17 protein-coding genes are annotated in these 24,289 nt (G+C 28.5%); 2 read left to right on the top strand and 15 right to left on the bottom strand.

Annotation, left to right across the window (positions count from 1 at the left end; all coding sequences use genetic code 11):
* From rbfA to BSV1_RS00045, 9 genes are all read right to left on the bottom strand, one after another.
* Entirely contained in the window at positions 1-363 is a 363-nt protein-coding gene (gene rbfA / locus BSV1_RS00085) for a 30S ribosome-binding factor RbfA (protein ID WP_002557391.1), read from the bottom strand.
* A gap of 23 nt (positions 364-386) precedes the next feature.
* On the bottom strand, positions 387-3,005 hold the full coding sequence (gene infB, locus BSV1_RS00080) for a translation initiation factor IF-2 (RefSeq protein ID WP_039949319.1): 2,619 nt from the start codon (positions 3,003-3,005) through the stop codon (positions 387-389).
* A 2-nt stretch (positions 3,006-3,007) separates the two neighbouring features.
* Positions 3,008-4,456 (bottom strand): transcription termination factor NusA, encoded by a 1,449-nt coding sequence (gene nusA, locus BSV1_RS00075; protein ID WP_008882139.1) that lies wholly within the window; start codon positions 4,454-4,456, stop codon positions 3,008-3,010.
* Between the two features lie 13 nt (positions 4,457-4,469).
* Positions 4,470-4,907 (bottom strand): ribosome maturation factor RimP, encoded by a 438-nt coding sequence (rimP, locus tag BSV1_RS00070; RefSeq protein ID WP_008882126.1) that lies wholly within the window; start codon positions 4,905-4,907, stop codon positions 4,470-4,472.
* Between the two features lie 100 nt (positions 4,908-5,007).
* Positions 5,008-5,625 (bottom strand): ComF family protein, encoded by a 618-nt coding sequence (locus BSV1_RS00065; RefSeq protein ID WP_008882116.1) that lies wholly within the window; start codon positions 5,623-5,625, stop codon positions 5,008-5,010.
* Position 5,626: 1 nt separating this feature from the next.
* Positions 5,627-8,215, bottom strand: coding sequence for a DNA mismatch repair protein MutS (mutS, locus tag BSV1_RS00060; RefSeq protein ID WP_008882125.1), 2,589 nt, complete (start codon positions 8,213-8,215; stop codon positions 5,627-5,629).
* Between the two features lie 288 nt (positions 8,216-8,503).
* Positions 8,504-9,037 (bottom strand): OmpH family outer membrane protein, encoded by a 534-nt coding sequence (locus BSV1_RS00055; RefSeq protein WP_008882138.1) that lies wholly within the window; start codon positions 9,035-9,037, stop codon positions 8,504-8,506.
* Positions 9,038-9,057: 20 nt separating this feature from the next.
* Positions 9,058-11,523, bottom strand: coding sequence for an outer membrane protein assembly factor BamA (gene bamA, locus BSV1_RS00050; RefSeq protein WP_008882155.1), 2,466 nt, complete (start codon positions 11,521-11,523; stop codon positions 9,058-9,060).
* Between the two features lie 17 nt (positions 11,524-11,540).
* Complete coding sequence (locus tag BSV1_RS00045; RefSeq protein WP_008882119.1) at positions 11,541-15,935, bottom strand: translocation/assembly module TamB domain-containing protein; 4,395 nt, start codon at positions 15,933-15,935, stop codon at positions 11,541-11,543.
* 82 nt (positions 15,936-16,017) lie between these two features.
* On the opposite strand from BSV1_RS00045, the gene tmk reads away from it, so the two are divergent.
* Positions 16,018-16,626, top strand: a complete 609-nt coding sequence (gene tmk / locus BSV1_RS00040; protein ID WP_008882140.1) for a dTMP kinase — start codon at positions 16,018-16,020, stop codon at positions 16,624-16,626.
* Between the two features lie 13 nt (positions 16,627-16,639).
* Positions 16,640-17,263, top strand: a complete 624-nt coding sequence (locus BSV1_RS00035) for a hypothetical protein (RefSeq protein ID WP_008882132.1) — start codon at positions 16,640-16,642, stop codon at positions 17,261-17,263.
* On the opposite strand, the gene BSV1_RS00030 is transcribed toward BSV1_RS00035, so the two are convergent.
* From BSV1_RS00030 to BSV1_RS00005, 6 genes are all read right to left on the bottom strand, one after another.
* Complete coding sequence (locus BSV1_RS00030; protein WP_008882152.1) at positions 17,260-18,363, bottom strand: thymidine kinase; 1,104 nt, start codon at positions 18,361-18,363, stop codon at positions 17,260-17,262. The genes BSV1_RS00035 and BSV1_RS00030 overlap by 4 nt on opposite strands.
* A gap of 104 nt (positions 18,364-18,467) precedes the next feature.
* Positions 18,468-19,949 (bottom strand): hypothetical protein, encoded by a 1,482-nt coding sequence (locus BSV1_RS00025; protein ID WP_008882107.1) that lies wholly within the window; start codon positions 19,947-19,949, stop codon positions 18,468-18,470.
* A 10-nt stretch (positions 19,950-19,959) separates the two neighbouring features.
* On the bottom strand, positions 19,960-21,879 hold the full coding sequence (ftsH, locus tag BSV1_RS00020; RefSeq protein WP_008882151.1) for an ATP-dependent zinc metalloprotease FtsH: 1,920 nt from the start codon (positions 21,877-21,879) through the stop codon (positions 19,960-19,962).
* Positions 21,876-23,198: a tRNA lysidine(34) synthetase TilS gene (tilS, locus tag BSV1_RS00015; protein WP_008882110.1), complete on the bottom strand. Its 1,323-nt coding sequence runs from the start codon at positions 23,196-23,198 to the stop codon at positions 21,876-21,878. Before tilS ends, ftsH begins: the two co-directional genes overlap by 4 nt.
* Complete coding sequence (gene pth, locus BSV1_RS00010) at positions 23,198-23,764, bottom strand: aminoacyl-tRNA hydrolase (protein ID WP_008882131.1); 567 nt, start codon at positions 23,762-23,764, stop codon at positions 23,198-23,200. Before pth ends, tilS begins: the two co-directional genes overlap by 1 nt.
* Before the next feature lie 4 nt (positions 23,765-23,768).
* Positions 23,769-24,289, bottom strand: a 521-nt coding sequence (locus BSV1_RS00005; RefSeq protein ID WP_008882147.1) for a 50S ribosomal protein L25/general stress protein Ctc, incomplete at its 5' end; no start/stop codon positions are given.

Below are 24,289 nucleotides of genomic sequence, written 5' to 3'. Positions count from 1 at the left end.
TTAATTCTCTCTTGTAGTATTTAATCCTTCAATTAACTTATTAACATAAAATGATTTGGAAAGAGAATCATCCTTAACAAATAATAATTTAGGAGTGCTTCTAACTTTAATTCGCTTAATAATTTGACTTTGAATAAATCCCTTAGCATTATTTAAAGCTTTAACTGCATTGTCCAAAGAAGCACCTTCCTTAATAGAGCCCACAAACACTTTAGCATTTATTAAATCTTTTGAAAATTCTACTTTAACCACGGTTAAAAATGAATGAATTCTGGGATCTTTAATTCCCCCACTTACTATTAAATTGCCAATTTCTTGAGCAATAAAACTTTCAAGTTTAAACTTTTTAATATTCTTATACATAAACACATATAAATAAAACAATACTAAGTTTTAAAAGATTTTTTAACCTTTTTTACCTCAAATGCTTCAATTATATCTCCTTCTTTAATATTAGCATAATTATCAATCATAATACCACACTCATATTGCTCAGCAACTTCTTTAACATCATCTTTAAATCGCTTTAAAGATGAAATTTTACCGGAATGAATCTGTAAACCATCTCTCATTACATTAGTAATAGCATCTCGCTTTATTAGTCCCTGAGAAACATAACAACCGGCTATTACCCCTATTTTAGGAACATTTATTACAGCTCGCACTTCAGCAAAGCCAATAAACTGCTGCTCAACATCTGGCTCAAGCATCCCTTCAAGAACTGACTTAACATCATTTATAGCATCATAAATAACATTGTACTTTCTAATCTCAACTTTTTCCTGATCTGCTAGTACCTGAGCTTTTGCAGTAGGCCTTACATGAAATCCAATAACAATAGCATCGCTTGCTGAAGCAAAGCTAATATCTGTTTCGGTTATTACCCCTGCTGATGAATGAACAACTCTTACTCGAACCTCATCGTTTGTTAATTTTTCAAGAGAATTCTTTAAAGCTTCCACTGAGCCTTGAACATCTGCTTTTAAAATTATTTTAAGCTCTTTAAGCGTTCCTTCTTTGATTGAATCATAAAGATTCAACATAGTAACTTTCTTTACATTTTTGGAAGATTCATATTTTTTAAGATCTTGTCTTTTAGAACTGATCAATTTTGCTTCTTTTTCAGTTTTAGTTACTTGAAAAGGATCCCCGGCTTGAGGCATTGAAGAAAATCCTAAAACACTAATGGCTTTAGCAGGTCCAACGCTCTTAACAGGAACACCCTTTTCGCTAATTAATGCCTTAACTTTACCATAGCATGCTCCACCCACAAAAGAATCTCCCACATAAAGCGTTCCATCCTCAATAATAACAGAACAAACTATTCCGCGCCCCAAATCAATCTTGGCATCAAGCACTTTTCCAATAGCTCTTTTGGATGGATTTGCCTTTAATAACATCATATCCGACTGTAAAAGAATCATATCAAGTAGTTCAGAAATTCCTATGTTTTTAAGAGCAGAAATCATCACAAAAATAGTATCTCCTCCCCAATCCTCAGATACTAAACCGTATTCTGAAAGCTGGTGTTTAATCTTATCGGGATTTGAATCTGGTAAATCAATCTTATTTACAGCAACAATAATTGGAACATTTGCCTCTTTTGCATGATTGATAGCCTCAATAGTTTGGGGCATAACACCATCAATTGCTGACACAACAAGAACAACAATATCTGTAACTTGAGCCCCACGACTTCTCATCATAGTAAAAGCTTCATGACCAGGAGTATCTAAAAATGTTATTTCTCGATCATTATAAACAATAGTATAAGCTCCAATATGCTGAGTAATACCACCGGACTCTGTTTGATTTATATCTATATTTTGAAGCACAGAAAGTAGTTTGGTCTTGCCATGATCAACATGACCCATTATTGTAATAACAGGGGGCTTTTCAACTCTTTTGCTTTGATCTTCCACTTCTTCTTCTATAACCGTTTCATCATAAATAGAGACAACATTAACTTTTGAACCATATTCTTCAACTAAAATAGTTGCAGTATCAGAATCTATCTTTTCATTAATAGTAACCATTACGCCCAAAGCCATTAATTTAGCAATCAAATCAGAAGATTTTAAATTCATCTTTCTTGCAAGATCAGAAACAGTAATGCTGCCCATAATGTCAATTGACTTTGGAATAGGGTTAGCTAAATTTTCTCTCTTCTTTTTTTGAAGTTGTTCAAAAACTTTTTGTTCAATTGTTTTACTCTCAGTTTCTGCTTTTTTTCTCTTATAGCTTTTTTGACTCTCTTGTTGCTGTTTTTTTTTCTCGCCAAGCTTACGATTTAACTCTTTACTATTCTCAGAATCTGCTGTAGGTGTGCTGCTAACAATAGCGGGAACTTTGGTTTTTATAACTCTTCTAAAAGACATAGAAGTAGTAGTATATTTATTTTGAGAATTATTTTTGGCAACATATGTTTTCTTTGCCGAGCCTTGATATTGAGAGGATAAGCTGTCTCTGTTTTGTGAATATCCACCAGTTCTGTTGTCTCTGTTTTGTGAATATCCACCAGTTCTGTTATCTCTGTTTTGTGAATATCCGCCAGTTCTGTTGTCCCTGTTTTGTGAATATCCGCCAGTTCTGTTGTCCCTGTTTTGTGAATATCCACCAGTTCTGTTATCTCTGTTTTGTGAATATCCGCCAGTTCTGTTATCTCTGTTTTGTGAATATCCGCCAGTTCTGTTGTCTCTGTTTTGTGAATATCCGCCAGTTCTGTTATCTCTGTTTTGTGAATATCCGCCAGTTCTGTTATCTCTATTTTGTGAATATCCACCAGCTCTATTGTCTCTGTTTTGTGAATATCCACCAGCTCTGTTGTCTCTGCTTTCCGAATATTCAACCTTATTGTTTTGATTATGTAAATCAACAGAGCTATTTGAATCATTTTTACCGCTTAAATCATTATGTGTTACAATTTTTACTACCTTCTTTTTTAACTTAATAATCTTAACTTTTTTGCCATCTTCATTTTTAATATCATCAATATTTTTCGACAAACCTACTCCTCCTCAAATTCAAAACTAAGCCCTATTTTACAACCCGGACAGGAGGTCATATTTTCATTAATAACAACACCGCATTCAGGACAAAGAAGCTCTTCATCTTCTTCTACCTTTTCTATAGACTCATCATTGTCATTAGCAATTATTATCATCCCCTCTTTTAATATTTTGTTAATTTCTTCTTGTTTTTCATAACTTACACCAAGATTAAAAAGCAATCCCTCATCTGCTTGTAAAAAATTGTTAATATCATCAAGCCCCTCTTTTGATAAATCAGAAATCACAGAAGGATCAAGCAATTTAAGATCACTTATTTTACTAATCTCTTCAAATTGCTCCTCTTCAACAACATCCTGCATAACTTTATCAAACATTTCGAGTGTTTCTTGCTTAAACTCCGAATTAGCCTTCATTTCTGCAAATTGACTGCTAGTTTTAACATCAATAGCCCAGTCAAGAAGTCTATTAGCAAGTCTAACATTTTGACCCATTTTACCTATAGCAAGAGAAAGTTGGTCATCACTAACAACCACTAAAGCTTTATGTAAATCCTCGTCAAGAATATAAACATGCTCTATCTTTGAAGGAGTCAAAGAATCCTTTATAAATTCTTTAATATCTTTACTATAGGGAATAATATCAATTTTTTCTCCTTCAAGTTCCTTAATTATAGATTGAATTCTGACTCCTTTTTGCCCTATACAAGGACCAACAGGATCAATCTCTTCTTTTTCAGAATAAACAGCGACTTTGATTCTGTAACCAGGATCGCGAACTATTTTATGAATCTTAATAATACCTTCTTCGATTTCTGGAATTTCAAGCGCTAAAAGCTCTTCAATAAACTTTGGATGGGTTCTAGAAAGAATAACTTCAATACCATTTTTACCCTTTTTGACATTATAAACTAAAACTCTGATCTTATCATTAAGGTTATAAACTTCTCTTGGCGATTGATATTTCTTGGGAATTATACCATCCGTATTGCCAAGATTAACATAAAGATCACCATTTCTATTTTGTTGAACGTACCCAATAACAACCTTATTCAACTTGCTTTTAAATTCTGATAAAATTTCATTATCCTCAATTCCTTGCAGGTCATTTTTGGTTCTTTGTTTTGCAACCTGAATAGAAAGCCTATCAAAAACTTTGGGATTAATTTCAATGTAAGCATAATCACCTTCTACAATATTTTCCTTTGAGATATCTTTTTCTAATATTTCAAGAAAAGAATCTTTTACCTCTTTTACAATTTTCTTTTTTGCATAAACAGACAAATCTCCCGTATCATCATCAAACTTAATAAAAGCATTCTCATTGCTTCCAAAATACTTCTTATAAGCTATTAATACTGATTCTTTAATTGTTTTTCTAATAGAATCTATACTCATGCCGCGATCATTTGCAATATTTACAATCATATGCCCCGTACCCTTTATCATCCAAACTTCCTCCTTAAACTAATCTAGCCTTTTTAACATCACTATAAAAAACATTTACTTCTTTGCTATCTGTTTTAAAAATAAAACTTTTTGGCTTTGACTCTAATATAAAACCCTCTTCAAATTCATTATCCAACATCAACTTAATCTTTTTACCTTCAAAAATTTTAAACTCTCTGTCACTTTTTATTTTTCTATCTATTCCTGGAGTAGAAAGCTCTAAAGTAAAACCATATTTAAGATTTGCTTCTAAAATTAATAAAATTATCTTATGCAAATCAGTCAAAAAATCAATATCTAAGGAAAAATTTTTACTATAAAGAACTATTTTAATTTTTCCATTATTTTTATTTCTAAAGATATTAATTTCTAATATCTCAACATTTAGCCGCCCTGTTAAATCTTTTATCAAATTAAAAACTTCATTATTTTCGTCAAAATACTTAATCAACTGTATTCCTAAAAATAATAAGGTTCTTTAAAAGAACCTTATTAAATACATAAACTAAACCTTAAGTCAAGGTTAACACTTAGCAAAAATAATGTCAACATTAAACCAAATTATAAGATTTGGCCAAAGAAAGCTTTATCACCTTATAAGCTCCCAATTGCATAATAAGATCTTCACAAATAGACATAGATGCTCCTGTAGTAACAATATCATCAAGTAAAACAATCCTTTTAAACTGAAAATTTTTATATTTTGATCTTAATTTAATTTTATTTTCAAGATTTTTAAATCTGAGATTCCCTTTCATTAACTTCTGACTTTTTCCATACTTTCTTGAAAAAATATTTATATAATTAAAACCAAAACGGCTTAATGAAATGCCAATGTATTCCATATGATCAAAACCATAAAATAATTTTCTTTTAAAACTACAAGGAACAGTTACTATTTGATCAAAATCAATATTATTTAAACATTCAGCAATGCCACTTGCTAAAAATCTACCAATTGACTTTTGAGCATCCCTTTTATAAGACAAAATTAAAGATTTATAATGCTCTTTATATTCAAAAAAATAAATCAAATTCTCATCAAATTTAATATTAAAATTAAAAAGTGACTTACATTGGTCACAAAGAGCATTAGAAGATACATATCTTTTTCCGCAAAAAACACACAAAGGTAAAAATATACTCTTTAAAACATTTAAATAGCTCATACTAACTAGACTGAGAAATAACCTTTAAAACAATTTGATTTAACAGCTCAATTGATTGAAAAGGGGTAATATTATTAATATCTATGTTAGAAATAAAATTTTTTAACTCTAAATACTCATTTAATTTAATATGAATATCAGTGTCATTTTTCAAGATCTCTTTATCATTACCATCAGAAGAAACATGGGGAAGAAACTCTAAACAAGAGTTGCCCTCTCGGCCCACCAAACTTTCTAGAATAACATTAGCTCTATCTATTACCCTTAAAGGAAGTCCTGCTATGCGAGCAACATAAATCCCATAAGAATTAAGGGATGGTTTTTCTTCAACTTCTCTTAAGAAAACAAGATCGTTGCCCTGCTTTTCAATTTTCATTGAAAGATTAATAAAAGCTTTATGATTAATAGACGACAATTCATGAAAATGTGTGGCAAACAAACTTCTAGCTTTAATATACTCTAAAATATACTCTATAATAGAATAAGCAATGGCAAGCCCATCATTTGTACTAGTGCCTCTTCCAACCTCATCCATAATTATTAAACTCTTTTCTGTTGCATTCCTTAAAATATTGGCTGTTTCATTCATTTCAACTAAAAAAGTGGATTCCCCTTTGGCAATGTTATCACTTGCTCCAATTCTGCAAAAAATTTTATCTGTAATGCCTATTAAAGCTTTAGAAGCTGGCACAAAAGAACCTATATGCGCCATTAAAGTAATTAAAGCCACCTGACGCAAATAGGTTGATTTACCTGCCATATTAGGCCCAGTAATTAAACAAAAATACTTTTCTTTATCAATCCTTACAAAATTTTCAGTAAAGATTTCAGTGTTTTTCACATAATGCTCAACAACAGGATGTCGAGACTTGTCAAGAAGAATTTCTTTACCAGATGTCAATACAGGCCTTTTATATTCATTTTTTTTTGCCAAATAACCAAAGTTAACAACTAAATCAATATATGCAAAAAATTCTGCAACCTTTTTAAGAACTTTATTATGCATAACAACATTTGATGCTATTTCATCAAAAATTTCCTGTTCAAAAGCAACCACATTATCTTCAGCATTATTAATATCCACCTCAAGAGAAATAAGTTTTTCTGTTTTATATCTTTTTGAAGAATTTAAAGCTTGGCTTTCTATAAAATGCGGTGGCACTTGAGCATAATTACTCTTTGTAACTTCAAAAAATAATCCCCTATTATTAGTTTTTCTAATCTTTAGGTTATTAATCTTGCTAAGCAATCTCTCTGATTCAAGATATTGATCAATATATTTATTTGCATTAATCTTTAAATCTTTTAAATTATCAAGCTTTAAGTCATAACCTCTTTTAATAAGTTCATCAGGCGCACTTGAAATTGCACTATTTATCAAAAAATAAACTTTAGAAATACTATCCTCTTCAAATTTATCAAAATTCCAATAATCAAAATTATGCTTGTCAAATAACTTTTTTACGGTAAAAAATACAGAAAGAGCTTTTTCAATAAATAAAAAATCTTTTTTAATATATCTTTTCATTTGAATCCTAGATATTATTCTCTCAATATCCCATATATTAATAAAAGTTTCTCTTAAAGTCACAGTCAAGCTAATATTTTTGCAAAAAAATTCAACATGATCTAGTCTGGTATTAATCTCAGAAATATTTAAAATTGGATTTAAAATAAATTCTCTTAAAAGTCTCTTTCCCATTGCAGTTTTGCAATCATTTAACACAGAATATAATGAATATTGAGAAGAAAAATCATTATTATTTTTTACAAGTTCAAGATTAACTTGAGTTACGTCATCAAGAAACATATACGAAGAATCATTATTAATATCTATTTTATCAATATTACTTAATAAATTTTTTAAATTATTTTTTATATGATTTATAATAAGAAAAATTGAAATGTAATAGGGCTTTTCCTCATCAAATCCAAGAGAGCTCAATCCAAGTATGTTAAAATGCTCCTTTATTGTTTTTATTGCAATATCCTTATCAAGATGCCAAGTAGGAACTCTGTTGATTAAAAATCTACTAAGATTAAGCTTCTCTGAGTATTCATAATAAAAATTTTCAGAAACTATTATCTCTTTAGGAGAGTATTTCTCAAGATCCCTTTTAAGTTTTTCAAAAAAACCATTCTCATAAAACATTATTCCAAGACTGGAAGTAGATAAATCTATATAAGAAAACGAATAATAATCTTTATAATCACTAATAGCAACTAAATAGTTATTAATATCATCATTTAAAAAATCTTCATCAATAATAACACCTGGGGTTATTACCTCAACAACCTCTCTTTCTAAAGGCCCCCCAGAAGTAGAATTAGACGCTTGTTCACAAATTGCAACCTTTTTATCAAATAAAATTAATTTCCTTATATATTCTTTACTGGTATGATAAGGAACCCCACACATTGGAACATTTTCTCTTTTTGTCAACGTTAAATTAAGAAGCTTGCTTACCTCAATTGCATCATCAAAAAACATTTCATAAAAACTTCCTACTCTGAAAAAAAGAACAGCATCTTTATATTTTTTCTTGATATCTAAATACTGCCTTATCATTGGGGTAACATTTTTTTCCATATGCTTCCTAAATAATATTGAATTACAATTGATATTATAAAATAAATATAATTCATTTAAAAAGAAAGAATATAAAATGATAAAAAGACTATAAAAGAAATATTTTACGCAATTAAACGCTATTTAATTATTAAAAAGCCTAATGTTTTAAATTTAATTAATTTTAAAAAATTTGCAAAAAACTTTTACAATAAACAATAATTTTTTGCTTAAGTTAAATTTAAACTTATTCTGAATCAAAATATTACAGATTTAAAAAAGAAAGCAATATCCTTAAAAGAAAAGTCTTTAAGGGTTTTTATTGTCCTTTTCTAAAAGATGCTTAACAACATCGCCTGTTATATCAACAGTGCTATTGTGGTAAAGAATATATGGATTATTTTTTTTCATAATCAAAGAAAACCCATTAATTTCTGCAACATATTGAATACCACGAAGTATTTTACTTAAAGATTCACTATTATTATTTAAACTATTAATGTTGGCCAATCTCTGCTGTTCTAAATTATTCTTTGCTAAACTAGACACTCTCTTTAGCTCATCAACTTTCAAATTATATTGATTTCCAAAAGATCTTGCATTATCTAAATCATTATCAGCAATCGATTTATCATACATATGTTTTAAACTCTTAAGCTCTAAATTTAACGTATTTATTTGTTCTTGATACCGATTTTTTATTTGATCAAGATTAGCTTTCAATTGAGGATTTAAAACTTCAATCACAATTCTATCAAAATCAACAATTCCTATCTTAATAACATCTATCGAAAAAACATTAAAAGATAATAAAAAAAACAATGGTAAAATCAAAAAAAACACAAATTTCTCCATAGCATTAATCAATATCTCATCTCAATTCCTAAGAAAAATTTAAATCCAGAATAATATTTGTAATAGCTGTTAACTTTATCATTGTCAAAATAAAAAGGATAAGCTATTACAAAAGAAAGCGGCAATTGAGGCAAAAGACTTCTAATTCCAGTTCCCCAGCTAAAAGCAAAACTACTAAAAGGTCTAAACAAAGAATTTTCTTGCCCTTCTAAAGAATAGGAAGCAAAATCTATAAAAAAAGCATCCCAAACTAAAATATTTTTTAACAAAGGAATAGATATCTGCACAGTATTTACAAAAGAACTGTAAATATTTTTCAAAATCCCCCAACCTCTAGCCTGCATAAAATTTTCACTAAGAATTATGTGGTGATGAGGTTGAATTTCAATTTCAAAACCATTACCAAGAGGAGGTAATATATTTGAATAGACGCTCCTTAAGGTCAAAATAATATCAAAATAAGGAGTAAACACATCCTCATATCCTAAAAGAGAAAAATATCTCTCAAAGGTTGTAGAAGATTTAATAAAATGGCTCTGACCAAATAAAAATCCACCAAAAAAATCAAACTGCTGCTTAAGCAAAAATCCATTATTAGATAAAGAGGTAGAATTTCTTGTATCCCAAGCCGCGCTCAAACTAAGAGAATTTTCAAATCTAAAAGTTTTGTAATTATCTCTTAAATAATAATTTGAAGGTCTGTTAACCTCATTATCATAAAAAACATATTTTAAAGCGGTTTGCAAAGTACCAAGAAGGGTTTGCTTACCAAGATAATTAGAAAAAGTATACCCAGTAAACGCTCCAAAACTAAGTTTAAGCAAAGAATAATTCATAGCATTAAAATCAGAAAAACTTTTAGCATCTCGATATTCTTCCCAACTTGTAAATGGATCAGGAACTTCCCTCTTGCCAGAAAAAATAGGCCCATTAATATCCTGATAAGCAGTATTAACAGAATGTGAAAAATCTATAAATCCGCCTACGGTCCATCTTTTTTGAAAAAACCAATTATCTCTAAATGTCAAACTAAGACTTTGCTCTAAAAAAGATAAATTTAGTCTTGCAGCAAAATAATAGCCCTCGCCTAAAAAATTGGAAAGCTCCCACTGCCCAAATACTGAGAATGGAAACGAAGAATTTGAATTGCCTCCAAAATTCATACCAAATCCAAAATTACTTGTTGCTCGCTCCTCAATGTTTAAATTTATTTTCATAAGCCCTTCTGTATTGCCTGGAACAATATCAGGAATTACATTTGAAAAATAACCAAGCTGCTGCAAATTTGCCATACCCATCTTAAACTTGTCCAAACTAAAAACATCTCCCTCTTGAAGAGGAATCTCTCTAAGTATTACATGCGAAGCTGTATTTTTATTTTTAGAAACAGTAATAGACTCAATATGAGCTTTATCCTTTTCTAAAATTTTAATTAACAAATCAACAAATTCCCCTCTTACCTTTTGTGAAGGAATAATTTCTGTAAAAATATACCCTTCTTTAAAATAACTTTCCTTAATTTTGGCAAAATCCTGCTCAAATTTAGAATCATTAAAAATATCACCTTCGCTAAAGGTAATAAAACTTTTTAATTCTTCCAAACTAAAAACTGAATTACCAGAAATTTCAAGCTTTCCAAATCTAAAAACATTGCCTTCTGAAAGAAAATATTTCAAAAAAACTTCCTTTTCTAGTCTTTTAAGATCTTTAAGGGAATCTTTAATATCAACAGTGCTATTGATAATCTTAATATCAATATATCCATTATTTTTATAAAAAGACTCTAGTTGACGCCTGTCCTTATCAACATTACTTTTTAAATATTTACCATCTGAGAAAAGAGACACTACTCTTGATGCTAAAGATTTCCTCAAGGTGCTACTTTTAAAGCTTAAATTTCCTTCAAAGTCAATCCCCTTAACAACATATTTGGGTCCAGCTACTATATTAAAAATAATATCAACTAAATTTCCTTCTTCTTTGATTTCAAAATTTGCAGAAACATCAAGATATCCCATGTCTTTATACATCTCTTCAAGCTTGCCAATACCTTTATTAACACTTGCAAGATTTAAAGGCTCATTGGTTTTAATATTCACCTTCTCAACAAGTTCGCTATTCCAAAAAACTCTACTGCTATCAGAAAAAACAACAGAATTAACTAAAGATTTTTCTTTTACAATAAATGTAATAAAAAGATCCTCACCATCTATTTTAAATATAGGCTTAATAAGCCCAGAAAAATAATCAAGAGAATAAAGATCAATTTGCAATTTATCAAAAATTTCATTAGAATATGACACGCCAATGTAAGGTTTTAAAATATTAATAAAATCTCTCTCCTTCTTATTCTTAAGTCCTTCAAAATTAATACCCTTTATTATTTTCCCTTTGTAATTTTCAACTTGACCAAAACTAAAAACAACAAAAAATATTAAAAAACTTACAAAAAACAAACCTCTAATTGAACCCATCTTAACCTCTTAACAATTTAATATTTAAATTTCCAAGAAATGCCTATATTATTTCCTATTCCATCTAAACCTTTTTTCATAAAATTGTAATCAAGCTCATAATTAACCAAAAAAAATGGAGAATCAAACTCAATACCCAAATTGATAACAAAATTTAAATCTTTTGAAAAAGGAGTCATTTGTTCTTTCAAAAAACCAAAGCCCCCACTAATAAAAACACCCTCAACAAGATATTTGCCTACCTTAACACTTGTATTGTCAAGAACATCAACAAAAGTAGGATTCCCGATTTTGAAAAAATTACTATTAATAGAATTTTTCAATATATCTGTCTTTATACTCAACAAGTCTAAGTTTAATACAGAACGCATATAATCTTCAATGGGTTGAATTAAAAAATCAAGAGCAATGTCACTCACTATTCCAATTGCCATTTCAGCAGCATTAGTCCCTGCCGATCGCAATCCTCCCTCATACCCCCCTATTGTTGAGCCTGAAAGCAAATATTTAATCTCCTGCTCATTTCTAGAAGGATAAGACATAAACTCAATTTTCCATAAACTTAAAGGACTATCAATGCTTATTGTAACAAGCAGTTTATCATTTCTATCCTTAATAGTATTTGTAGCCTCCGCTTTTATCCATGGATCAAATTTAGCCCTACTCTCATTAAAGGATATATAAGAGCCACTTTTAAAGATAAATTTTTTATTATTATAATTAACAAAACCACTTGCAATATTCAAATCCCCCTTAATAATAAAATCATCTGTTTTTGTATCAGATTTTATTACAAGTTTATCCCCTCTTGAAATAGTAGCCTGTAAAAAAGAAATATTACTATCTGGCCAATGAAAAGTAACACCGCTGTCAAAATTTATCTCAAGATCGGTTAAAATATCAAAATCTAGAAGATTAATATCGGTTTGCAATCTTTTTGCTCGCTTGAAAGGATTTATTAATAAATCAACAACAGAACTTTCAAGAGAATAAACCCAAGCATTTGAAATATTTAAAATACCTTTAAACATAATTTCATCGGCATTTCCTTCAATTGAAAAATCGCCTAAAGCATAACCTGTAAAGCTTAAGGCAATTTTGTCAAATTTAATAGGAACTCCCGTTCTACCAGTCACATTAATATCTATTTTGTAATAATCAATAATAGTATCACTTAAAAAATTTAAATTTAAACTAGTAGAAACAAAAATCTTGGAATATCGATCTAGGTCAAACTCATTATTAAAAATTATTTTATTATCCTGAATTGCAACTGGCATATCAAATATTTCTAAAGCTCTATCACCACCAAATTTTCTAGAAGCTCTTAAATACTCAGTGCTAATTGATCCTTTTTGAATATTTAAATTTCCATTAATATTAGGATTATACAAATCCCCATCAATATCGAATTCACCATTTAAAACAAGATCGTAAAGAATAAAATGATTGTCAACATTAAATAAAAAATGTGAGTCCAAAAAATCTTTGGTGATTATTTTTGAATCAAATTTAATATCTCTCACATTTCCAAGAATTTTATTTTTAATTATTTTGCCTGACGAATTAAAACTAAGAGGCAAATAATCTTTTAAAATAAAGCTATATTCTCCACTGCCATAATGGTATAAAATATTAATAAGGTCATAATCAATTGAAGCCATATTAAATTTTTCAAAATCATTGCTAAATTCAATCGTAAGATTGGATAAAAATTCATTTTTATACTTAATATCTCTAAAGAAAAATTCGCCCTCTGTTTTGGTTTTCAAAACTCCAAATTGCTCTTCAACTCCACTTTGGAAATTTCTAAAATTTGCATTAAACTTGTAAGAAAACAAGTCGCTATTAAAAACTATATTAGATACCCCTATAGAACTGCTTAGGTCATATCTTAAGCTCCCAGTAAGAAACTCTTTTTTATTGCGCTTGGCTTTTACGTCATATATGTTAAGCTTATTGTCCAATAATCCTAAATTCATAGAAAGCTGAACGGGAACGCCCAAAAAAGTTAATTTATCTGCCTCAAGATATCCACTCAAAGAATAATTTTTAAAATCATTCTTTTTAAAATTTAGCAAAAAATTACCATTAACCTTTCCCTCTAAAAGGGATAAAGAATTAAAATTGTAAAAATCTAAGTCTTGAAATTTAAGCAAAAAATAACTTCCATATTCATCGGAATTAACCCCTAAAAAATATCTCTCTGAATTTAAGCTAGAAAATAGATTCAAACTTCCATTAAAATTATCTTTTAAAGTGAATTGTCCATATCCTTGCAAATTTGAAAGTTTGTTTATAAGTTTAACATCAGAAATGTACAATTTATCATATTCATATAAGCCCTTAAAACCAAAATTGAAATTATAGGCAGGTATTTTAGAAGCTTTTATTATATTAAACTGGTCTATTTTAAATTTCAAATCTTTATTAAGGCCTAAATAGTTCCCATAAAAATTTATATTTATTAAAAGATCAGAGGTTTTATTGTAAACCTTAAAATCATTAACATTAAGGGTATAAACTACTTTAGAATCAAAATAATTAAAATCTAATTTAATACCAAGAGGAGATTCGGCAACAATAAACTTATCTTTAAGATTAACATTAAAATGCAAAGGATAGACTTTATTCAAATAAGAAAAATTCGTGCTAATATTAAATCCACTTTCAAATAGCTCAACAAACAAGTTAGAATGCAAATTGTGATCATTGTACTGCAAATCAAAATTATTTGATTTGTAAAAATTTTTTTCTCCACTGACATCAAGCACAAATTTGAAATTGTCTAACTTTGAAAATACCATGAAATTGAATTTTTTTAATTTATTTTTATGATAATCAAATTTATTTAAATTAAAATCAGAAACCAAATTTAAATATTTACCTGTAAATAAAGTCTTGGGAAAAAAATTTATCAAGTGAGAACTGGGAATAACTTCTTTTAAAAAAAGCAAAGGAAATTCTTTAATACCTAAGCTTAAAGAAAATTCTTCATCATTAAGATCTCCTTTTAAAGAAATTTGAGAGTTTTTATTTTCTAAATAAATCAAATAGTCAACAAAAATTTTATCCTTTAAAAAATAAGTTTTTAAAATTAAATTTTGAAAACTAAGATTTCCAAGACTAAAATTATCAGACTTAACCGAAAAAATATCTTTATCTTTATTAAAATCTAAATACCCATTTAGGTCGTTAAAGTTTAAAATTTTTGCAGACTTAAAGTTAAGACGTCCTATTGGAAGCAAATCTTTCAAAGAATAATAACCTTTATAGTTTACAACCCCCCTTTTAAGCTTTAAAAAAGCATTCTTAACACCTACAATTCTATCATCCCCCTTGATTTCAAGCTGCAAGCCTTGAACTTCTTTGCTTATAGTATCTAAATTTAAAGACGAATCTATTATTCCTGCATATCTTAAATCTTTATCCTTAAAATCATAAGAAAATGCCAATTGCCCATTTAAACTTATATCAAAATAATCTTTATAAATTTCAAAGCCTTTGTTCAGCTTAATCCAATCTAAAAGATTAACATTGAAAAATAAAGCATCTAATCGAACAAAACCATTAGCCTTGTCATAACTTAAATTAAAATCAAAATTTTCTCTTCGTAAATTAAAAATTTTTAAATTTCCTTTTGAATAATTTATTTGGAACCCCTGCTCAAGTAAAGAAAAATAACTTGTTTTAAATTCAAAAAAACTAAAATTAACATAGCCATCCTCAAAGCCTTTTTTGAATTTCCCCTCAAAATAGAAAGTTGAATCCAAAATTCCATCATCAACTCTTTCAGAGGGTAAATTAATTTCTAAATTTTTAACAGCATTAAAATCAACCACAGAGCTAAATAAAAAATCTTCATCTACGGTACTTAAGGAAAAATTTTTAACTTGAAAATTAAGCCAACTATTATTATTAAGCTTGATATTAATATTGATATTTTCTAAATTAATATTTAATCTATAAAGATAGTTTAAAATTTTATTAAAAACTGCATTTTCATTGTTAGAATAGGCATTGCTAGGATTTACGCCAGATAAACTAAAGTCGCTTATATCAAAATTGAAATTACTCCCCTTAACGTAAACATTTAAAATAATATTTTCATCACCCAAAATTAATTTAAACAGATTTAAATCTATCCTAACAATATCTATTAATATTTTATCTTTTCCATCCAAGCTTAACTCTAAACCATCTATCTTGATTGATGATAAGAAATACGGTGAAATTTTATCATATTTAATCTTAAAGCCAAATTTTGATTCAAGATATTTTATAGCAAAAAATTTTGCAGAATAAATTTGAACTTGAACAAATAGATTAATGGAAAAAAATATTAAAACAAAAATAAAAAATGGTAAAATAAACAATAAAAATGTCTTACTTCTCAAAAACAACAAATTCATACACTCTATCGATAATTATTATTATATAATAATTATCGATAACCTAATTATTGACACCAAAAGAAAGGAAGAAAAAATATTTGTGATTAAAATATTGAAAAACTTTTATTGCATAGAAGGAATCGATGGAAGCGGGAAAACAAGCATCACTAATAAACTGAAAGCTCTTTGCAACGATGAATCAAGGTATTATTTTACAAAAGAACCATCAAGCGGAATAATTGGAGAGCTGATAAGAGAACAATTGATGAATTTTGAAAATCCTTTAGAAGAATCAACATTTGCATATCTTTATGCTGCAGACCGACACGATCATTTATATAAAAAAGGTGGAATACTGGAAATTTTAAACACAAAATCTAGAAAAATAATAACTGATCGCTATTTATTCTCATCGATTGCATATCAAGGAAAATTAGGATATGAATTAAATAAAAATTTCCCATTGCCTGAAAAAGTATTCTTTATCGAAACAGACCCAAACATAGCTTACGAAAGAATACAGAAAAATAGAACACAAAGTGATCTTTTTGAACTTGAAAAATATAAAACTTTTGAACAAATTGCTCTAAAATATTTAAAAATATTTAAAAAACTAGAAAAAAAAATTAATGTGATTTACATCAACAATTCAATAAAAGATAATTTAGATAAAAACGCAAAAAAAATTTTCAATCTAATAAAATTCTAATATAATTAATCATATGCGTATTTTCAAAAATGTCCCCTTCCAAATAAATTTAATTTTATTTCTTTTAGTATCAGTTGCAAAGATAAATGCATCGTCCAAATTTTATTACGCAGAACAATGGTATGTAATCTTTAATTCTCAAATGAAAAAAAACCCTGAAAACTATAAAAAAAATATATTTTTTCTTCAAAAAGCCTTAAAATACCCATTTGGAAATCCAAAATATTCTCTAACTAAAATAGAAACCAAAGAACAGTGGGGAAAATATAAACTTCTTTTCAAAATGCATGTAAACTTGCTTCTAGTTAGGCAAAATTTATATTTAGGAGATTTATTCGACACAAGAAATTTACATTTTTTCAAAACTCCAGAAAAAGATGGAATTATTTCCAATCTAGAAAAATCAAAAAAATTATATAAATTAGCTATTAATTACTACAGCGAAGCACTAAAATACCACAAAAAACTTGAAAATTACAAATCTGTTAAACTAGAAAACGATGGAATAACAAACTGGGAAGATGAATATCATAAAATTTCTCTTAAAGAGCTTAATTACTATGATATTATCGAAAAAGAACTACTAAGAATTGACGAAACTAAAGCATTTTTTAAACAAAGGCCAAAATATTATTAAAAAAACTCTTTGCCCTCTTTGGAAAAAAAAATTTTATTTATATAATCCCTATTTAAAGAAAACTTAAAAACAAGATCTTTAAAATTATCCTTACTTAAAATACTATATTCTGAGAAAAGAGTTATTAAGGCTCTTTCTGCTAAAAAAGGCAGTTCTAAAATATTTCTTAAAATTTCAGCTCTAAATTCACACGCTTTTTCACTATCTAAAGAATTTACAAAATTGGAATTTTCAACATCAGTGCTTAGCGCTACAATTTCATTTTCAAGAAATTTTTTATCTCCTTGTGAATATAGCAAAGCAAATGGCTTTAAAAAAGAAAAAAAATATTCCTTGCCTATAAGATAATGGTGCATTGAACACCTTGTAGAGTAATTTGGGTAAATAGCAGATTCAATCTCTTCATCGCCACCAACAATAAGCAAAGGATCAAAATAAGGAGCTGGAATTTCTTTATTGTTGTAAAAATAATACCTATACGAAAAAAAAGATTCTTCCATACAATCAATGTGCCCACAATAAGCTCCAAGCTTATAAATCTTATCTGAATATTCTACTAAAAGCTTGGCAGTATCATTAAAAGATTCTTTTCTAAAATTATAAAGCAGTGTAGGCAATATAAATAAAATATTCTCATTTGATGAAATTTTATTTAAAACAAAAATTAAACGTTCATCATAAAAACATGCCTCATCAATAATAAAAGTGCCACAACTAGGATTAGAGGCTATTAAATTTTCAATATCAAAAGAGTTGCTAGCATAACCAATCTCATCAATTTTATCTTTTCCACCACCTCTATATGGTATTACGTTTTCTGGATAATCTTGAAACCTCCTCTTGTCGAGAAAATTTCTAATAAAAAATACATTAACCCTACTTCTATTTCCTTTAATAATATTGCCCAATACCTTGAAAGATTTTTTTCTTACAACAAGCGAATCTTTATAAATTTTTGCAGCATATTCTGTTTTTCCACTTCCCATGGGTCCAACTACAAGAATTAAGTTTATTTTTACCCTAAAATCAAAATGACTAACAGAGATAATGTTATTTAATTTAGTATCTTCTTTATTAGCAAAGTCTAAACAAAAACCCAAAAATCCTCCCTAAAGTAAATTAAAATTCAATTATATAAATAAAAAAACATTAACATTAACATTAAAAGTCTAAAAATTAATAATTTAGGATCTTATTAAAGTTATTATTCAAAAGAATAATAACTTTCAAAACTATCATCATCTAACAAAGCTTTCTTTATTTTTAGTTTATTCTTCTCATAAATTTCAATATAATTAAATTTTTTAGAACCATTAACTTTTCTATAAATTGAAACCAAACTTCCAACCACATAATTTTTAATTTCTACTAAATTAGATCCAAAATATTTTTTTTTACTTATCAAGCTTGATCTAATATCTAAAACAGAAGTTTTTTCAAAAAATAAATTTAAAGCATTTGGAATAATAAAATCCTTAATATCAATCAAGAACAACTCTCTGATCTCAAAACTATTAAAATTGCAGCCCAAATTGTTAAAAAGATTGAACTTAAAAGCATGTAAAGCAAAGGTATAAACATCTCTTTTATCAGGATATTGAACTTCAATCATATCAACATAAGGATAAACAGAATAATTTATTTTATAACCAAGCGAACTATTCTCATAATAAACTGGAGATTTATCTTTAAAATAAATTTTACTAAAATATTTGCTATTTAAACTAAATTTGTTGTCAAAATCTACTATTCCTGAAAAAATGCCTACTAAAACTCCATCTTTTAGTATGGCAACATTATTTTTATTATCAATACAATAAATTCCTGACAAACTTTTATAATCTTCTAAAAATTTACTCTTCATGTCAGGATCCTCTAAAAGATCATAAAACATTTTATATTCATTTATTGTCTCAGGAGGAAATTTTTTAAAAACCCTATAAGCTTCAGCAGGATCTAAAAGTTTGTATTTTAAAAAATAAATACTGTGAATTCCATTATATTCTTTAATTTTGCCCTTAAGAAAAGAAAACAAAGAAACAGAATTGTCATAATTAAAATTTGAATTTCTAAATATATAATTAATGTTTTCAGTTGTAAAGAAAAAATCTTCTTTTGATCTAATAGTATTAAAGATGCTAAAAAAAAACCTATCTTCTTTTAAAAACCACTTAAAAAATAAAAAATCATTACCATATAAAGAAAAAGCCTTAAATAAAATTTTTTTGAAATCATCTCCAAAACTTTCAAGTCTTCCAGAAGCTTCAAGCCTCATGCAAATTAAATCTTTGTCTATTTGCAATTCTTCATTCAACTTTCTATACAAAGTAATAATTTCTTCATACATACTCTTATTTTCATTTTGTCTTAAAAGCAACGAAAAATAATAAGTGTATACTTCTTTAAGAGTTGCTACTTTGAAGTTATTAATATTAATTGCTTCTTTTAATAAATAAATTTTATCCGTTAAAGCAACATTCTCTTTTAATGAAAGCTCATAAAGAGCATCTGAAGCTAGCAAATTGAAATCAAGAGATCCATAAATTAAATCATTTCCTTTTTGTAAATTGGAAAAATTTTTAGACTCATTGAAAAGAATACTTGAAATATCTTCATCTTCTTTGACTGAAATTGCATATAGGCTTATAGAAATAAAAAGAATGAAACCCATCTTTAAATAAAACATAAACACTCGCCTAACCTTTTATATCCTCCTCCTTTACCTCTTTTGCAGTAGAGTCTGATGAAAATAAATCGTAGTCATCCTTATTAGCTTCAAAACCTAAAAGCTCTCTCACTTCTTTGTCTGTCAAAGTTTCTTTTAAAACAAGTTCTTTTGCAAGCTTAACAAGTTGATCCTTATGCTTTAAAAGAATATCTGATGCCTCTTTTAAACATTCTTCAAGTATTCTTTTTACCTCTCTGTCAACTTTATCGGCAGTGTTCTCAGAATAAGCTTTAGCCTTTGAAAACTCTTTCGGAAGGAAAATAGGTGCTTCATCGTCTACTAAAAATATTGGACCAACTTCTTCACCCATTCCCCACTCCGTAACCATTTTTTTAGCTAAACTAGTAGCTTGCATTAAATCATTTTGAACGCCCGCTGTTGTAACACCCAAATTTATTTGCTCGCTAGCATAACCACCATAGCATATCTTTATTTTGTCAAGAATTTGATGTTTGTTTATTGAAAGTCTATCTTCCCTTGGAAGAGAAAATGCAACGCCAAGTGCCCTACCCCTTGGAATAATGGTAACCTTGTGGAGTGGATCAGCATGTTCAAGATAATAGTGAAGCAAAGCATGGCCTGCCTCATGATAAGCTGTCTCAAGCTTTTGCCTATCAGTAATAGTCATGGATTTTTTTGCAACCCCCATCAATATTTTATCTCTAGCTTCTTCCATATCCTTCATTAAAATTTCATCTTGATTATTCCTTGCAGCTATTAAGGCTCCTTCATTAATTAAATTTGCAAGATCAGCGCCACTAGCTCCAGGAGTAGCTCTTGCTATTACTTGTAAATTAATATCTTTTGAAAGCTTTGTTTTTGAAGAATGGATATTTAATATTGCCTCTCTTTCCTTAATATCAGGCAAAGAAACTGTTACTTGCCTGTCAAATCGTCCAGGCCTAAGCAAAGCAGAGTCAAGAACGTCGGGACGATTTGTAGCGGCCATAACAATTACATTGGTATGCGTTCCAAATCCATCCATTTCAACCAACAGCTGATTAAGAGTTTGCTCTCTTTCATCATGACCGCCGCCAAGCCCCGCACCACGACTTCGACCAACAGCATCAAGCTCATCAATAAAAATAATACATGGGGAATTTTTTCTAGCATTATCAAATAAATCTCTAACACGACTTGCTCCAACTCCAACAAACATTTCAACAAAATCTGAGCCTGACATGTGAAAAAAACTAACCCCAGCCTCACCGGCAACGGCTTTGGCAAGCAAAGTCTTGCCAGTACCTGGAGAGCCAACTAAAAGCACTCCTTTGGGGATTTTTGCACCTATTTTTTCAAATTTTTTTGGATTTTTAAGAAATTCGACAACTTCTCGAAGCTCTTGCTTAACCTCTTCTTGGCCAGCCACATCTTTAAAGGTGATTTTATTCTTTCCAGCTTCATACTTTTGAGCATTACTTTTCCCAAATGTAAAAACCTTCCCACCACCACCTTGAGTTTGACGAAATATAAAGAAAAAGAAAATAAAAAACAAAATCCATGGCAAAGTCTGTAATAAAACCCCAATCAGAGAAGCTTGACTTTTTCCTGAGCTAAGCTCAACTTTTTTATTTTTTAGTTCTGAAAGTAAATTTATATCAAGATAGGGAATACTGGTAGAAAAATAAGACTTTGCAAAGTTAGAACCCTTGACAACAAATTGAATCAAATTTTTATCAATTATTACTACAGACTCAACTAGACCATTGTCTAAATAACTCTGAAAAGTGCTATAAGGAACATTTTTATAGCTTTCCCCCCCCCTTATAAAATATGACATAAATATTGCTGAAATTAGAAAAACAACAACAAGTCCTAAAATCCAATTTTTATTCTTCTTTTTGTTGTTAGATTTTCCATTGTTATTCATATTATTACTGCCATTCATTCCTTTAAAAGCCCTCCAATCAAAGATATACTAATTTTTTTAAGAATGCTTTTTTCACTCCATACTAAGTTTAAAGTATTTAAATCAATAATCCCAATTAATCTGTTATCTAATGCTAACAACATTAAATAAGCTGGATTACACCTTATAAACTTAGAAAAAAATTTTTTTGCTTTCAATCTATCCTTAAAAAATTTATACCTAAACTCATAAGAACAACATTTTAATCTTGATACAGAAGCTGCATTACACTCTAAATATTTTAGCAAAATCTCACCTAAAGATAAACTATGCCATTTGCCAACTTCCAAAATAAAATCAAAAGGTTTGTAAAATTTTTCATCCCTTTTAAAAATTAAATTAATTTTATTATGCCTTTTTTCTAAAAAAAAATCATTGGTTTTTAACAAAACATTATTTTTTTTCCTATTAATCTCTACTTTAAACGCTTCATTAAGAGCTTTATAGGAAACTTTAGCTGTAATTCCTTCTGAATTTAAAATTTTAAAAATCAATCTAAATACCAAATACTTAGGAAAATCTAAGAAAGTTTTCAGATCAAAAGAATAATAATATTTACCTTTCTCAACAGGAAAAAATTCATCTTTTTCAAAATAATCCGCAAATTCCCTTGAAAATTCAGATATTCTTTTAAGACATTTTTCATACCCTTTAAAAACCTTTTTTATAGCGGGTAGTAAATTATTTCTAACCCTATTTCTTAGATATAAATTTTGAGCATTTGTACTATCAACAAAAAACCCAATATTATTCAAAGATAAAAAATTTTCAATTTCTAGTCTTGAAACCTCAAGCAAAGGCCTTATAATGTTTCTATTGACACCAGGAATACCTGAAAGACCATCCAAAAAAGATCCTTGAAAAAATCTCATAATTATTGTTTCAATTTGATCGTTTTCGTTATGAGCAAGGGCAATATAATTTGCGCCATTTTCTTTAAGAGCATTTTCTAAAGCAATATATCTAAATTTCCTTGCAAGCTCCTCAATAGATACTCCTAACCTAGCCGATTCACTTTTTATATCTATATCACATTTTTTAATTTGTAAAGCAATATTGTAAAGATCGCAAAACCCCTTTACATGCTCTATCTCTTGATTTTGCTCATTATCAGATCTAATAAAATGGGCAAAATAAAATGCAATAACATTATTGCTCAGGTAATATTTTAAATTCAACAATAAAGCCGTAGAATCAGCCCCACCAGAAAAAGCAACAATAACCCGATTTTTATCTAAAGAATTTTTTTTATAAAATTTATCTATTTTAATTTGTATATTTTCGTCTAAAAAATGCATTAAAAATTACTAGAATTAATTTTTTGAACCTTATTTTTAAAATTTGCTTCGCTAATATCAATCAGCTCATCGCTTAAAAAATCATACAATTTTTCAAGCCTATCCATTTCATCCTTGCAAAATCTAGAAAGAACAAAACTCTTTATATCACACATAAGATTGCTTCCAACCCCAATATAAAGTCTACTATAGTTAGAGCTTCCAAGAACACTTGAAATCGATCTAAGACCATTATGAGTAGACACACCACCTCGCTCTTTAAGCCTGCATTTTCCCAAGGGAAGATCAACATTATCAAGAACCACTAATAAATTCTTTATACACATATAAAAATCTGAAAATATTGAAGGAAATAAAGATCCACTTAGATTCATATAGGTCAATGGCTTAACCAAAATTACTCTTCCGGAAATCATTTTTAATTCTGAATATTCATATTTTTTTTTTCTTTTTAAAAAAAGGCCGTTTTTAGAGACAATTTTATCCAAAAGAGAAAAACCAACATTATGCCTAGTTAAAGAAAATTCTAATCCAGGGTTTCCTAATCCAAGTATCAACAACCCCATAAAATCACTTTATAATAACAACTTCCAAATTCTCGTCATTTTCTGCAAGCCTAACATTAGAAGGCAACACAAGATCTTTAAAAAGAACGCCATCTCCTTTATTAACAGGAGTTAAATCAAGCTCTATGAATTCTGGCAAATCCAAGGGCAAAGACCTTACCTTAACCTGCTCTTTTAAAACAGTCAAAATTCCACCCTCTTTAACCCCAACAGAAGCTCCAATAAGTTTAATGGGAACATATTTTTCAAGCTCAACATTCCTATCTACTTCGTAAAAATCAATATGATAAATGAGCTTGCTGGCAATATTTTCTGCAACATCTTTAACAAAAACACATCTTTCAAGCTTGCCATCATCTAATATTAAGACAGTATTATCCGTAAATTTTGCAAATTTCTTATTAAACTCACTACTCTTAATTCTCAAGTGTGAAACATCATTGCCTTGCCCGTAAACAACAGCTGGTATTTCAGACTTAGCTCTTATTCTGCGAGCATTAGAAGATCCAAAGCTTGATCTATATT

Origin of the sequence: [Borrelia] finlandensis (genome assembly GCF_000181875.2) — a bacterium.
GTDB lineage: Bacteria > Spirochaetota > Spirochaetia > Borreliales > Borreliaceae > Borreliella > Borreliella finlandensis.
This window is presented reverse-complemented; position numbering and strand designations above follow the sequence as displayed.

Excerpts from the sequence above, each read along its gene's own strand:
- tilS (WP_008882110.1), bottom strand. The coding sequence starts at position 23,198 with ATGCATTTTTTAGACGAAAATATACAAATTAAAATAGATAAATTTTAT.
- pth (WP_008882131.1), bottom strand. The coding sequence starts at position 23,764 with ATGGGGTTGTTGATACTTGGATTAGGAAACCCTGGATTAGAATTTTCT.
- rbfA (WP_002557391.1), bottom strand. The coding sequence starts at position 363 with ATGTATAAGAATATTAAAAAGTTTAAACTTGAAAGTTTTATTGCTCAA.
- BSV1_RS00045 (WP_008882119.1), bottom strand. The coding sequence starts at position 15,935 with ATGAATTTGTTGTTTTTGAGAAGTAAGACATTTTTATTGTTTATTTTA.
- mutS (WP_008882125.1), bottom strand. The coding sequence starts at position 8,215 with ATGGAAAAAAATGTTACCCCAATGATAAGGCAGTATTTAGATATCAAG.
- BSV1_RS00025 (WP_008882107.1), bottom strand. The coding sequence starts at position 19,949 with ATGTTTTATTTAAAGATGGGTTTCATTCTTTTTATTTCTATAAGCCTA.
- bamA (WP_008882155.1), bottom strand. The coding sequence starts at position 11,523 with ATGGGTTCAATTAGAGGTTTGTTTTTTGTAAGTTTTTTAATATTTTTT.
- BSV1_RS00035 (WP_008882132.1), top strand. The coding sequence starts at position 16,640 with ATGCGTATTTTCAAAAATGTCCCCTTCCAAATAAATTTAATTTTATTT.
- ftsH (WP_008882151.1), bottom strand. The coding sequence starts at position 21,879 with ATGAATGGCAGTAATAATATGAATAACAATGGAAAATCTAACAACAAA.
- nusA (WP_008882139.1), bottom strand. The coding sequence starts at position 4,456 with ATGATAAAGGGTACGGGGCATATGATTGTAAATATTGCAAATGATCGC.
- BSV1_RS00065 (WP_008882116.1), bottom strand. The coding sequence starts at position 5,625 with ATGAGCTATTTAAATGTTTTAAAGAGTATATTTTTACCTTTGTGTGTT.